This window comes from Tardiphaga sp. 839_C3_N1_4, assembly GCF_051811045.1.
Classification (GTDB): domain Bacteria; phylum Pseudomonadota; class Alphaproteobacteria; order Rhizobiales; family Xanthobacteraceae; genus Tardiphaga.
Map to the genome: position 1 here is coordinate 1512651 of NZ_JBPWQD010000001.1, position 13202 is coordinate 1525852.

At 61.8% G+C, this 13202-nt stretch carries 11 protein-coding genes; all 11 read right to left on the bottom strand.

Annotated features, from left to right (window positions below; translation table 11 throughout):
- Window positions 1-7 precede the first annotated feature (7 nt).
- Complete coding sequence (locus tag AB8A38_RS07600) at window positions 8-1162, bottom strand: aminotransferase (RefSeq protein WP_439085570.1); 1155 nt, start codon at window positions 1160-1162, stop codon at window positions 8-10.
- 7 nt (window positions 1163-1169) lie between these two features.
- A complete protein-coding gene (locus AB8A38_RS07605) occupies window positions 1170-1502 on the bottom strand; it encodes a rhodanese-like domain-containing protein (RefSeq protein WP_439085571.1) in 333 nt (110 codons plus the stop codon).
- Window positions 1503-1670: 168 nt separating this feature from the next.
- Window positions 1671-3593, bottom strand: a complete 1923-nt coding sequence (locus tag AB8A38_RS07610; RefSeq protein WP_439085572.1) for a potassium transporter Kup — start codon at window positions 3591-3593, stop codon at window positions 1671-1673.
- Between the two features lie 124 nt (window positions 3594-3717).
- Complete coding sequence (locus tag AB8A38_RS07615) at window positions 3718-5619, bottom strand: potassium transporter Kup (protein WP_315841661.1); 1902 nt, start codon at window positions 5617-5619, stop codon at window positions 3718-3720.
- A 171-nt stretch (window positions 5620-5790) separates the two neighbouring features.
- Window positions 5791-6615 carry an OmpA/MotB family protein gene (locus AB8A38_RS07620; RefSeq protein ID WP_315841660.1) on the bottom strand — a complete coding sequence of 275 codons (825 nt, stop codon included), beginning with the start codon at window positions 6613-6615 and terminating at the stop codon, window positions 5791-5793.
- A 30-nt stretch (window positions 6616-6645) separates the two neighbouring features.
- Window positions 6646-7419: a motility protein A gene (locus AB8A38_RS07625; RefSeq protein WP_068730581.1), complete on the bottom strand. Its 774-nt coding sequence runs from the start codon at window positions 7417-7419 to the stop codon at window positions 6646-6648.
- Between the two features lie 213 nt (window positions 7420-7632).
- Window positions 7633-8379 (bottom strand): class I SAM-dependent methyltransferase, encoded by a 747-nt coding sequence (locus AB8A38_RS07630; protein WP_315841659.1) that lies wholly within the window; start codon window positions 8377-8379, stop codon window positions 7633-7635.
- A 132-nt stretch (window positions 8380-8511) separates the two neighbouring features.
- A complete protein-coding gene (locus AB8A38_RS07635) occupies window positions 8512-9231 on the bottom strand; it encodes an RraA family protein (RefSeq protein WP_315841658.1) in 720 nt (239 codons plus the stop codon).
- A gap of 158 nt (window positions 9232-9389) precedes the next feature.
- A complete protein-coding gene (gene pssA / locus AB8A38_RS07640) occupies window positions 9390-10265 on the bottom strand; it encodes a CDP-diacylglycerol--serine O-phosphatidyltransferase (RefSeq protein WP_093758909.1) in 876 nt (291 codons plus the stop codon).
- 80 nt (window positions 10266-10345) lie between these two features.
- The gene (locus tag AB8A38_RS07645; RefSeq protein WP_068730577.1) at window positions 10346-11044 is read right to left on the bottom strand and encodes a phosphatidylserine decarboxylase; all 699 of its coding nucleotides are present in this window, start codon (window positions 11042-11044) and stop codon (window positions 10346-10348) included.
- Window positions 11045-11095: 51 nt separating this feature from the next.
- Window positions 11096-13051, bottom strand: coding sequence for an ABCB family ABC transporter ATP-binding protein/permease (locus tag AB8A38_RS07650; protein ID WP_315841657.1), 1956 nt, complete (start codon window positions 13049-13051; stop codon window positions 11096-11098).
- Window positions 13052-13202 lie beyond the last annotated feature (151 nt).

The following is a 13202-nucleotide window of genomic DNA, read 5'->3' on the forward strand; positions in this document are numbered from 1 at the left end:
AACTCCCCTAGCGGCGATGAACGGCGTTGTGCAGACGCTCCAGCGCCGTATCGAGCGTCGCGTCGTTCTTGGCGAAACAGAAACGCACCACCGACGTCACCTTGTCCTGCTCATAGAAGGCCGACACAGGAATCGCGGCGACCTTGTAGTCGTAGACAAGCCGTCGGCAGAATTCCTCGTCGGTCTCGTTCAGCCCCAGCGGCGACAGATCGACGGTGAGGAAGTACGTGCCCTGCGACTTGATGACGGGAAAGCCGATGCTCTCCAGACCCGCGGCCAGACGATCGCGGCTGCGCGCGAGGTCGGCCCGCATCGTCTTGAAGTACTCGTCGGACTTGCCGAGACCGTAGGCGACAGCGACCTGCAGGTTCGGCGCTGTCGTGAAGGTCAGGAACTGATGTACTTTGGCGCAGACGCGGAGCAGATGCGGCGCAGCGCAGACGAAGCCGATCTTCCAGCCGGTCAGCGAAAAGATCTTGCCGGCGGAGCCGACCTTGATGGTGCGATCGCGCATGCCGGGAATGGTGATCAGCGGGATATGGTCGTGACCGTCGAAGGTCACATGTTCCCAGACTTCGTCGCAGATCGCGATCGTATCGAATTCCTGACAGAATTTCGCCAGCAGTTCGAGATCCTCGCGCGGCGATACCACCGCAGCCGGATTGAGCGGGCTGTTGAACAGCACGGCCTTGGTCTTGTGATTGAAGACCGCGCGGAGATCTTCTTCCGTAAGACGCCAATGCGGCGGCTTCAGGCTGACCAGACGCGGAATACCGCCGGCCTGCCGAATGATCGGCAGATAGGAATCATAAACCGGCTGGAAGCACACGACTTCGTCGCCGGGCTCGACCACCGCAAGGATCGACGAGGTCAGCGCCTCGGTGCCGCCGGAGGTCACCATCACCTCCGTCATCGGATCGAGCGAGAGCTTGTGCCAGTGCTGGTAATGCGCGGCGATCGCCTGACGCAGCTCCGGGATGCCCATCATCGACGGATACTGGTTGTAACCGTTCAGAACCGCATCGGCGGCCGCCTGACGGATATCGTCTGGACCAGGATGATCGGGAAAACCCTGCCCGAGATTGATGGCGTTATGGTCGCGCGCGAGCTGCGACATCGCCTCGAATACCGTGACGGGCAGCTCAGAGAAGATCTTGTTCATCGAGGGATCAGCCAGCCTTGGTCGGCAGGCCTGCAGCCTTCCATCCCAGAATCCCGCCGGCGAGGTGCTTGTCGTAGGCAAGGCCATCGGCCTGCGCGGCCAGCGACGCCGTCACCGAGCGCTTGCCGGAGCGGCACGCAAACACGATCTGCTTACCGGCCGGATCGGGCAGATCGGCGCTGTCGAAGGTCGACAGCGGAACCACGACGGCGTCCGGATAGGCCTCGACCGCGACCTCGTTGGGTTCGCGTACATCGACCAGCAAATACTTGCCGTCGGCGATCCCCTTGGACACTTCCTCGGGCGTCAAATCGTGAACGGTATGAGCTTCGCCTGCCACCACAACCTCCTGCCGCCCCGGTGTCCGGAGCGAATGCGAAGGGGCGGAAACGCCCCTGTTTTCGGGCGCCAACGTCGCCTCTCGCGCGGCGAAAATCAAGCGCCGGAAGAGCTTATTGTCGGGCCTGATCTTGCCCCGAAACCGCAAGCCCACTTTCGGGATCAGGCCTTAAATAGTCACCTGCGTCCCGACCTCGACCACCCTCCCCGTGGGGATCTGGAAATAGTCGGTCGCGTCATTGGCGGTGCGGCTGAGCGCGATGAACAGATGGTCCTGCCAGCGCGGCATGCCGGAATGCGCCGCAGGCTTCAGCGCCCTGCGCGACAGGAAGAACGACGTCGACATGATGTCGAACTGCCAGCCGGTCTTGCGCGCAATCGCCAGGGATTTCGGCACATTCGGCGATTCCATGAAGCCGAAGCGCAGCGTCACTTTCGAGAAGGTCGCGCTGATCTCTTCCATGCGCACGCGTTCGCTCGGATCGATGCGCGGCGTCGGTGCCGTTTCGATGGTGAGAATAACGTTCTTCTCGTGAAGCACTTTGTAGTGTTTCAAACTATGCATCAGCGCCGTCGGCGCGCTCTGCGGATCACTGGTGAGAAATACCGCCGTGCCGGCCACGCGCTGCGGCGGACGTTTCTCCAGCATGGCCACGAGATCGGCCAGCGGAAACTCCAGCTTGCGCGATTTCTCGAACAGCAGGCGGCTGCCGCGCCGCCACGTATACATCATGAGAATGATCACGCCGCCCATCACCAGCGGCACCCAGCCGCCGTCGAACACCTTCAAGAGGTTCGCGGTGAGGAACGTGACGTCGATCACCAGAAACGGCACGATCAACGCCGCAGCCGCGATCGGCGACCACTTCCAGCCGCGCCAGATCACCACAAAGCCCATCATCGCAGTGACGACCATGGTGCCGGTGACCGAGATGCCATAGGCCGAGGCCAGCGAGCTCGATGACTTGAACAGCACGACCAGCACGATCACTGCGATGAACAGCAGCATATTGACGCGCGGAATGTAGATCTGGCCGGAATGCGACTCCGATGTGTGCCGGATTTCGAAACGCGGCAGCAGGCCAAGCTGGATAGCCTGCTGCGTCAGCGAATAGGCGCCGGTGATCACGGCCTGACTGGCAATCACAGTGGCAGTCGCTGCGAGGACCACCATAGGGATCAGCGCCCAGTCGGGAAACATCAGATAGAACGGATTTTCCAACGCAGTGGGATCGTGCATCACCAGCGCGGCCTGCCCGAAATAGTTGATGGCCAGCGACGGCAGCACGAGAAATAGCCAGGCCAGCTGGATCGGCTTTTTGCCGAAATGGCCGAGATCGGCATAGAGCGCTTCGGCGCCGGTCACGGCGAGAAACACTGCGCCCAACGTCACGAAGGCGATGATGCCGTGATGGAACATGAAGTAGATCGCATGCACGGGATTGAGTGCCGCCAGCACTTCAGGATGCTTCACAATCTGCGGAATGGCCGCTACCGCGATCACGACGAACCATAGGCACATGATCGGTCCGAAGAACGTCGCGACCTTCGCAGTGCCGCGCGATTGCACGGCGAAAAGCGCCACAAGGATCACGATGGTGAGCGGTACGACATAGGGATCGAAGGCGGTGGTGACGAGCTTGACGCCCTCAATGGCTGACAGGACCGACAGTGCCGGCGTAATCACGGCGTCGCCGTAGAACAGCGCCGCGGCGATAATGCCGAGCATCACCACCACCGGCCCGCTCGATCCGATCGCGCGCTGGGCCAGCGCCATCAGGGCCAGCGGGCCACCCTCGCCGTTATTGTCAGCGCGCAGCAGCAGCACGACATATTTGAGCGTGACCACGATGATCAGTGCCCACAGGATCAGCGAGAGGACGCCCAGGATTGCTTCATTGTCGATGCCGGGCGCCTTGTGGCCCCCGGCCGCGACCAGCGCCTCACGGAGCGCGTAAAGCGGGCTGGTGCCGATGTCGCCATAGACGACGCCGATACTGCCCATGACGAGCGAGCCGAAGCTGGCCGTCGAGTGCCCATGGGTAGGGTCCGCCGGGGATGCCGCGGCGGGAGATGCGCTATCGATGGTCATGGAAACGGCCTCGAAGACTTCTGAATCGCAGGTCTCTGAACAGCGGGGCAGCGAGGCCGTTCCCGGCCCCGATGATCACACCCGTTATAGCGCAAATCGGGGAACCGGACATGACAAAAGATGCTTAGATCGTCACCTGAGTACCGACCTCCACCACGCGTCCGGTGGGGATCTGGAAATAGTCGGTGGCGTCGTTCGCCGAACGGCTGAGCGCAATGAACAGATGATCCTGCCATAGCGGCATGCCGGATTGCGCCGACGGCTTCAGCGAGCGCCGCGACACGAAGAACGACGTCGCCATGATGTCGAATTGCCAGCCGAGCTTACGCGCGACGACCAGCGCCTTGGGGACGTTTGGCGATTCCATGAAGCCGAAACGCAGCTTCACCATCGAGAACTTGTCGCTGATATTCTCCATACGAACGCGTTCGCCGAGATCGACCTTCGGCGTCTGCGCGGTCTCGATGGTCAGGATCACGTTGTGTTCGTGCAGAACCTTGTTGTGCTTCAGATTATGCAGCAGCGCCGTCGGCACGAATTCGGGATCGCTGGTGAGAAACACCGCGGTGCCCTTCACGATATGCGGGGGGCGCTTTTCCAGACTCTTGATGAGATCGCGCAACGGCACTTCGATACGGCGCGTCTTGGTGATCAGGATCGCCGCGCCGCGGCGCCAGGTCCAGATCATGCCGGCCATCAGCACGCCGAACAGCAACGGCACCCAAGCGCCTTCCAGCAGCTTCAGGAGATTGGCGCTGAGGAAGGCCAGATCAACGAACACCAGCGGCGCTATGATCGCAGCGGCAGTCGCGGCCTTCCAGTTCCACAGCTTCCAGATCACCACGAAGCCCATGATACCATCAGCCACCATGGTGGTGGAGACCGCGATGCCATAGGCCGAGGCCAGACCACTCGACGATTTGAACAGCAGCACCAGCAGCAGCACACCGATCAGCAGCAGACGATTGACCCGAGGCAAATAGATCTGGCCGGCATGGGTCTCGGAGGTGAAGCGCACTTCGAAGCGCGGCAGCAGGCCAAGCTGCACCGCCTGACGCACCAATGAATAGGCACCGGTGATCACCGCTTGGCTCGCGATCACGGTAGCGGCCGTCGCCAGCGCGATCAGCGGCAACAGCATCGATTCAGGTGCCATCCGATAGAACGGATTTTCGATCGCGGCCGGGTTCGATAGGACGAGCGCGCCCTGCCCGAAATAATTGATCATCAACGCCGGCAGCACGAAGAAGAACCAGCCGTATTGAATTGGTCTGCGACCGAAATGGCCAAGATCCGCGTAGAGTGCCTCACCGCCGGTCACGGCCAGAAAGACTGCGCCCAAGGTGACGAGACCAATGGTGCCGTGGCTCAACATGAACTGTACGGCGTAATATGGATTGATCGCTTTCAGCACGGTCGGATCATCCGAGATGTGCGAAGCACCCATCAATGCCAGCGTCGTGAACCAGATGATCATCACCGGCCCGAAGGCGGATGCGACCTTGGCGGTACCGATCCGCTGAACGGAAAACAGCACCACGAGAATCGCGACCGTAACCGGCACGACATAGGGTTCGAGCGCGGGCGCCTTGAGTTTCAGACCTTCCACCGCCGACAGCACCGAAATCGCGGGAGTGATCATGGAATCGCCGATGAACATCGAGGCGCCGATCACGCCCAGTACCATCAGCGGCAAACTCCGCCGACCCAAGGCACGCTGGCCAAGCGCCATCAGCGACAGCGTCCCGCCCTCGCCATTGTTGTCGGCGCGCAGCAGGAAGAGCACATATTTGGCTGTCACGACGATGAACAGCGCCCACAGGATCAATGAGAGCACGCCGAGCACGATGACGGGCGTCACCGGGGCGCCATGCGTCGCGCCGTGTACCGCCTCGCGGAAAGCGTAAAGTGGCGACGTTCCGATGTCGCCAAATACGACGCCGATACTGCCGACCGTGAGCGACCAGAAGCCGGTATGAACCGGAACTTCGATCGGTCCCTCGCCTGTTGTTTCCGTAACGGCCATTCTGCTCGTAACGCCTCTGGACAATCCGGACCCGGCTATGGCGCGCCGGGCAATGCCAGTCAACCGGGACACTAGCCTATACTGCCGCAGATCGCTTATCGGGAGCGCAGCAAAAATCGGCATTGCCCAGCAAAAAAAGAGGCTGGAGCAGTAAAAAAGGAATTGACTGTTTTACGGCTTGAGGTTTGGCGGCAGCGGGGGGTCTTCCCGCATCAGCGTAATGGTCACCCGCCGGTTGGCAGCCATGGTCGGATCGTCGGGGAATAGCGGCTGGCTGTCCGCCTTGCCCGACACCGAGAAGATATGGGACGACGGCAGCCCTTCCCGTTCCAGAATCTGTCGAACGACATTGGCGCGATCGGCCGACAGATCGAATGCATCGTATTCGCTGCGCGCCGGTACGAAGCCCGCGGCGGTGTGACCGACGATAGCCACGCGCAGCGGTGTTGCCTTTAGTGGCCCGGCGAGTTTCTGCAGCAACAGACGTGTGCGCTCATAGGGAACCTTGGATCCGTCAGCAAACATCGAGCGGCCGTTCTGGTCGATGATCTCCAGATTGAGGCCCTGCTTGGTTTCCTCGAACATGATGTTCTTGGAGATCTCGTTGATCTCCGGCATGTCCTGCAGCGCCTGCCGCAATGACGCCGAGGCGAGCGCGAATTCGCGGTCCATCTTCAGCTTGGCGCCCGCGGGACGGCCGCCCTTCTCGCTCGGACTGGTGACGTTGGACGCATCGTCCGGCGACACATGGTCCTTGTTCTTCGTCTGGCCGCGCGTCGGCAGACCGTCGGATTCGATCACGCCCGAATATCGCGCATCGGATTGCACGCCGAAGGCTTCGCGGACCGAGCCGGCAACGATCTTGAGCTTGGCGCCATCAGGGCTGGAGAATGCCACCAGCATGACGAAGTAACTGAGCAGCAGCGCCATCAGGTCGGCGAAGGTCACGAACCAGCCATGGCCGCCGTGTGCTTCTCCGCGTTTTTTCTTCGCCATCGGACGTGCTCCGAGCCTGCCTCCAGTGTGTTACGCTGGGACCGGCTCACTTTCGTCATGGCGGTGCTTCTCGGGCAGATAGGCCAGCAGCATTTCGCGGACCAGCGCCGGGCTCTTCGAGTCGCGGATCATCAGGATGCCGTCGATGATGAGCGTGCGGTTGGTCTCTTCATCGAGCACCTTGACGTGCAGTTTGTCGGCGATGGGCAGACAGATCAGGTTGCCGACGATCGCGCCATACAGCGTCGCCAGCAGCGCGACGGCCATGAACGGTCCGAGCTTGGACGGATCGGACATGTTCGAGAACATCTGCACCATGCCCAGCAGCGTACCGATCATGCCGAAGGCCGGCGCGCAATCGCCGATGGCGCGGTAGATCTTCGAGCCTTCGTCGAGATGCATGAGGAAATTGTCGCGGTCGCGCTCAAGATTGTCGCGGATGAATTCGAGGTCGTAGCCGTCGGCAACGAAGCGGATTCCCTTGGCGAGGAATGCATCATCAGTTTCGACTTTTTCGAGTCCGACCGGTCCCTGCTTCCTTGCGATTTCCGCGATGCGAGCGAGTTCGTCAACGAGATCACGAGCGTTCAGACGGCTCAGCGTGAACGCAAATTTGGCGCCGAGCGGAATGCCATGAAGGATGGACGAGAGCGGAAAGCGGATCAGCGTCGCGGCAAACGAACCGCCGAAAATGATGATAACGGCGTGGATGTCGTAGAACATCCCGAAGCTGCCGCCCATGAGGACCAGGGTACACAGCACAATGATGCCAGCGACAAAACCGACGAGTGTTGTGATATCCATGTCAACTCCGACGCTATACACGTATCGAACGACGCCCGTCCTGGACGGCGGCACGCCTCGAGATCAGGCCGCGCGAAGGTACCTTAGCGATACTGCGATTAAGGACGCGTTACCGCTTCACGGTTCATTAACGACAGATTAATGACGCGCGAGCGTGCGTGGAACGATACTGAAAGTTCGTTCAGCAGACAGATTGAGGGCGACTGTGCGGCGTCAGACAGCGCGCCGGACGACCACGAAGGTACGTGATCCCGGTGCGTGGGTCGGGTCATCGAGAAACTCGATGGGCTTGAGCCCAGCGGCCACGCAGAAGTCGGCGATCGTGCTCTTCGGCAGCGGCTTTGCACCACGCCACGACGTATCCGCCGTCAGCGGATCCTTGCCGAGCATCATCTTCAGGCGCTGGATGACAGGCGTCGGGACGAACTTGGCGATATGCCAGAGGATAGTCGGATACTCATGCGCCGTCCGGAAGTGAATGAGTCCAAGCGCGGATGGACGCAGGATGCGGGCGACCTCGACCAGATTGGCCTTCACGACGTCATGCGACGGCATGTGCTGAAAGACCTCATATGACCATACGAAATCCGCAGTTTCGGACGCCAAGGGAAACACGACGCCATTGCCGGCGACGAAGTCGAGATTGCTGAACGCCGCTGCCGCCGCCTTGGCCTTTTCCACCATGACGTCAGACACATCGATGCCGACAGCCCTGGTGAAACGCCGGCCAAGCGCCTGCGTGAAACGTCCGACGCCGCAGCCGATATCGACCGCCGTCTTGCCGACGGGATCAAGTGCATATTTTGCGAGAACAGGATCGATCAGCAGCGTTGCGCGTTCGCGACCGAGTGCGAAGAATTTTTCGGGATCGTGATCCCACAGCTCGGTCTCGACGTAAAAGAACGGGTCACGATTTGCTCGCTCATTCCAAGCTTTCTTCATATCCTTGGTCTGAGGCAATACCGTCTCCAATACCCGTCTCCACGGCGGAACGGGCAGTTAGCCCGAAGCCCTCCGGCCGCGCAAGCAACCGGAGCTGGTTCGGGTTGATCGGCATCTAACCTTTATCGTTAGTCTTAATAGCCCCGGATTTCAGTGTATTTCCGACGAGCGCGCCATCGCCTCTTTCAGCTTCTCGAGCGTGAATGACGGACTGCGCGCAATATCGAGAATGGGTGTCTCGCGCCGCCCGCACAGCTCCGCCGCTTCCGGCAGTTTCGCGGCGACATCGAGCGGGATCACAACCGCGCCGTGTTGATCGGCATGGATCAGATCGTCCGAACGAACACTCATGCCGGCCACGCGTATTTCATTGCCGAACTCGCTTACATGCACATGCGCATGCGACGGACCGATCGTGCCGGCGAGCGCTTGGAAGTCCGGGGCCCATTGCGGGATATCGCGGATCGAGCCATCGGTGACCACACCGAGGCAACCGAGCGCCTTGTGTACGGCGCTGTTCACCTCACCCCAGAACGCGCCATAGCCCGCGTCGGGCCCGTCGATATCCTGGATCACGCTGATGCGCGGACCGATGCCCGTACCGACATACTCGTAGTAAGCGAGCCGCCGCGCCTTCTGCTCCGCGGCAGGCAGACCAGACGCCATGGTCGCGCGAATGCTCGCGGTGCGCGCATAGCCGACGATGGGCGGCAGATTCGGAAACGGACAAACCAGCGGACGCGTGGTGTAGCCGATCAACCGGCGCTCGGGGGCGACGATCTCCATCGCATTGCAGATGGTCGGCGTGTCGTAGCGGCCCAGTGCTTCCAGAACGGATGCGGGCAGCGGACCGGTCGCGGAATTCGTCACGGCGTTTCTCCTGTGTGTGATTATCGCATCCCGTCTTCGCGGGACGTCGTCGTCGCTGAGTGACTTCGGATATAGCCGACTTCACTGCATGCCCAAAACGAAATGCAGCCGCTTTCGTCGTGGAAAGCGGCTGCATGAATTGTTCGCGAGATGGACAATCAGTTCAGGCGTGCGGGCCGATCATCCGGTGCGATCTCAGGTGCCCCCGGCGTATAGGGCGTCGACGCATGGGGCGCCGCCGGATCGACAGGGACCACCGACTGCGCGGCGAGCGCACGTTCCTGATCGCGATACGATTTCCAGCCCAGCGGAAGGCTCAGCAGATACATGATCGAGAGCGCCGACAGGATGTGCCAGGGGTAGCCGATCAGCAGCGCGATGAAGAGCACGACGCCGACGAACACCGGCAGCACCAGCTCACGCGGCACCCGCATGTTCACGGCCTTGCCGGAGAACACCGGCAGCCGCGACACCATCAGGAAGCCGACCAGCAGCGTGTAGAGGGTCGTCAGGATGGCGGGCGGCATCGGCATGCCCAGGAAGCCCAGATAGATCGGCAGCATCACGGTGAGCGCGCCCAGCGGCGCCGGCATGCCCGTGAAAAAGTTCGCGGCAAAGGCCGGCTTGTCCGGATCGTCCATGGTGGCGTTGAAACGCGCCAGCCGCAGACTGCCGGCGATGGCGAACACCATCGCGGCGATCCAGCCGGCATTGCTGAGATCATGGAGCTGCCAGAAATACAGGATCAGGCCAGGCGCAACGCCGAAATTGACGAAGTCAGCCAGGCTGTCGAGCTCGGCGCCGAATTTGGACTGGCCTTTGATCATGCGGGCGACACGGCCATCGACACCATCGAGCACGGCCGCGAAGACGATGGCCGCAACCGCGAGTTCCATCCGGCCCTCGGTGGACAGGCGGATCGCCGTCAGGCCGGCGCAGATCGCCAGCAGCGTGATCATGTTCGGCACCAGCATCCGGATCGGAATGGTCCGGAACCGGCGGCGGCGCGTCTCGGGAGACTGGTCAGGAGGCATTTGCATGGCGTGATCCTAGCAAATTCCACCCTGCTCCGCCATTGTGGCGTCCTGCCGCCCAAACCGGCAGGAAATCGGGGTTAATCGACGCGGTAGGTCCGGCCGCCGTCACCGATCCGGAAATCGGCCAGCACGGTCTCGCCGGCAATCGCGGTCTGCCCCACGGCCACCAGCGCCTTGCTGCCTTCCGGCAGGTAGATATCCAGCCGGGAGCCGAAGCGAATGAGGCCAAAGCGCTCGCCGGCGCTCAGGGTCTGGCCCTCGCGCACGAAGGACACGATCCGGCGCGCCACAAGCCCGGCGATCTGCACCACGCCGATCCGGCCGCCGGGGGTCGAAATCACCAGCGAATTGCGCTCATTGTCCTCGCTGGCCTTGTCCAGCTCAGCATTGATGAACTTGCCCGGCCGATAGGCAATGCGCTCGATCCGGCCAGCCACCGGGCTGCGGTTTACGTGGACGTTGAAGACGCTCATAAACACCGAGATACGCAGCAGCGGCTGGTCGCCAAGGCCGAGTTCGGCCGGCGGCAGCACCGGCTGCACCATCGACACTTTCCCGTCGGCGGGCGACACCACGACACCCTCGCGGGTCGGGGTTACGCGGACCGGATCGCGGAAGAACAGCGCACACCAGACCGTCAGGACCGTGCCGATCCATCCGAGCGGCGTCCAGATCCAGAACAGCACCAGGCTCGCCAGCGCAAAGGCGCCAATGAACGGATAGCCTTCCTTGTGGATCGGCGGGATCTGGCCACGGATGGAATTTGCGATGGACATGGGTGCTTAAAACCTGGGTTCGGGCAGAATCTGGCCCTGCTTTAGCAGAGATTATTCCGCCGCGTCAGGCGTCATCAGGCGATCGTCGTCGACCGGCGGCGGAGTGCGATTGGGGGCGATGGCATCGTCGCCTATCTGGGCGAGCCGTTCGCGGGCCTCCTGGGCCTCGCGCTGCCGGTTCCACATGCTGGCATAGAGACCGCCGGCGGCCAGCAACTGGCCATGGGTGCCGCGCTCGGCGATCCGGCCCTGGTCGAGCACGATGATCTCGTCGGCGCCGACAATGGTGGACAGTCGATGCGCAATCACCAGCGAGGTACGGCCCTGCGAGACCTTCTCCAGCGCGTCCTGGATCTCCTGCTCGGTATGGCTATCGAGCGCCGACGTCGCTTCGTCGAGCAGCAAGATCGGCGGGCCCTTCAGCACGGTCCGCGCAATGGCCACGCGCTGCTTCTCGCCGCCGGAGAGTTTCAGTCCGCGCTCGCCCACTTCGGTCTCGTAGCCCTTCGGCGACATCCGGATGAACGGGTCGATCTGCGCCATCCGGGCAGCTTCCTCGACCTCTTCGTCCGTCGCGTCCCAGCGGCCGTAGCGGATGTTGTAGCGAATGGTGTCGTTGAACAGCACGGTGTCCTGCGGGACCATGCCGATCGACTGGCGCAACGAGGCCTGCGTGACATTGCGAATGTTCTGGCCGTCGATGGAGATCGTGCCACCGGACACGTCATAGAGCCGGAACAGCAGCCGCGAGATCGTCGACTTGCCGGCGCCCGACGGGCCGACGATGGCGACGGTCTTGCCGGCCGGCACCTCGAAGGAGAGCCCCTTCAAGATTGGCCGCTCCGGATCGTAGGCGAAACGTACATCGTCGAAGCGCACAGCGCCGGATGTCACCAGCAGCGGCTTGGCTCCTGGAATATCCTTCACTTCCGGATTGCGGTTCAGGACACCGAACATCTTCTCGATGTCGATGATCGCCTGCTTGATCTCGCGATAGACCATGCCCATGAAATTCAGCGGCTGGTACAGCTGGATCATCATGGCGTTGATCATGACAAAATCGCCCACCGTGTGGGTGCCGTTGCGCACGCCGACCGCACACATCAGCATGGTCGATGTCAGACCGAGCGTGAAGATGATCGCCTGCCCGGTATTGAGGACAGCCAGCGAGGTATAGGTCTTGACGCTGGCGCGCTCGAAGCGCTCGACGGTCTTGTCATAGCGTTCGGCCTCACGCGTTTCGGCGCTGAAATATTTGACCGTCTCGTAGTTCAGCAGCGAGTCGATCGCCTTGGTATTCGCCTCGGTATCGGACTCGTTCATATTGCGGCGGATGGCGATGCGCCACTCGGTCGCCAGATACGTATAATACATGTAGACGACCACGGTGATCGCTACGACCAGCACATAGCGCCAGTCGAACTGCCAGAGCAGCACACCCATCACCAGCAACAGCTCGACGATGGTCGGCACCAGTTGCAGGATCACCATGCGCACGATGACTTCGATGCCTGCGCGGCCGCGTTCGAGCACGCGCGTCAAACCACCGGTCTTGCGCTCCAGATGAAAGCGCAGCGACAGTTCGTGCATATGGACGAAAGTGAGATAGGCCAGCTTGCGCACCGCATGCATCGCCACTTTGGCAAAGATGCCGTCGCGCCATTGCGTGAAGATCGCCATCAGCACGCGGATCGCGCCGTAGCTGACGGTCATGGCGACCGGCGATGCGATCAGCCACAGCGTCCAGTTCGAGGACTGGACCGGAGCCGTATCGGCGCCGGTCAGCGCATCGATCGCCCATTTGAAGGTGAACGGCACTGTCAGGGTGGCCGCCTTGGCGACCAGCAGCAGCAGCATGGACCAGACGACGCGCATCTTCAGGTCGTCGCGGTCGCCCGGCCAGATATAGGGCCACAAATGGGCGAGCGTTCCGAACAGCGTGCCGCGCTCGATATAGGCCGGGTTGGGAGCTGTCTCGTCGTTCAGCGCGGGATCGGAATCAGACATGCACGGCGCCTGGAGCGAACGGAGCTGCGGCCCGGGGCCGGCTCAAAATGGAGGTCGATTTCATTAGAATGCATATAGGCGCTTTGCCGGAACGTCGCACCCTCGCGGAGCATTCTTTTCCCTGCGGAGAGGTGTCCCGGGCAGGAATTTC

Excerpts from the sequence above, each read along its gene's own strand:
- AB8A38_RS07600 (WP_439085570.1), bottom strand. The coding sequence starts at position 1,162 with ATGAACAAGATCTTCTCTGAGCTGCCCGTCACGGTATTCGAGGCGATG.
- AB8A38_RS07610 (WP_439085572.1), bottom strand. The coding sequence starts at position 3,593 with ATGACCATCGATAGCGCATCTCCCGCCGCGGCATCCCCGGCGGACCCT.
- AB8A38_RS07615 (WP_315841661.1), bottom strand. The coding sequence starts at position 5,619 with ATGGCCGTTACGGAAACAACAGGCGAGGGACCGATCGAAGTTCCGGTT.
- AB8A38_RS07620 (WP_315841660.1), bottom strand. The coding sequence starts at position 6,615 with ATGGCGAAGAAAAAACGCGGAGAAGCACACGGCGGCCATGGCTGGTTC.
- AB8A38_RS07625 (WP_068730581.1), bottom strand. The coding sequence starts at position 7,419 with ATGGATATCACAACACTCGTCGGTTTTGTCGCTGGCATCATTGTGCTG.
- pssA (WP_093758909.1), bottom strand. The coding sequence starts at position 10,265 with ATGCCTCCTGACCAGTCTCCCGAGACGCGCCGCCGCCGGTTCCGGACC.
- AB8A38_RS07645 (WP_068730577.1), bottom strand. The coding sequence starts at position 11,044 with ATGTCCATCGCAAATTCCATCCGTGGCCAGATCCCGCCGATCCACAAG.
- AB8A38_RS07650 (WP_315841657.1), bottom strand. The coding sequence starts at position 13,051 with ATGTCTGATTCCGATCCCGCGCTGAACGACGAGACAGCTCCCAACCCG.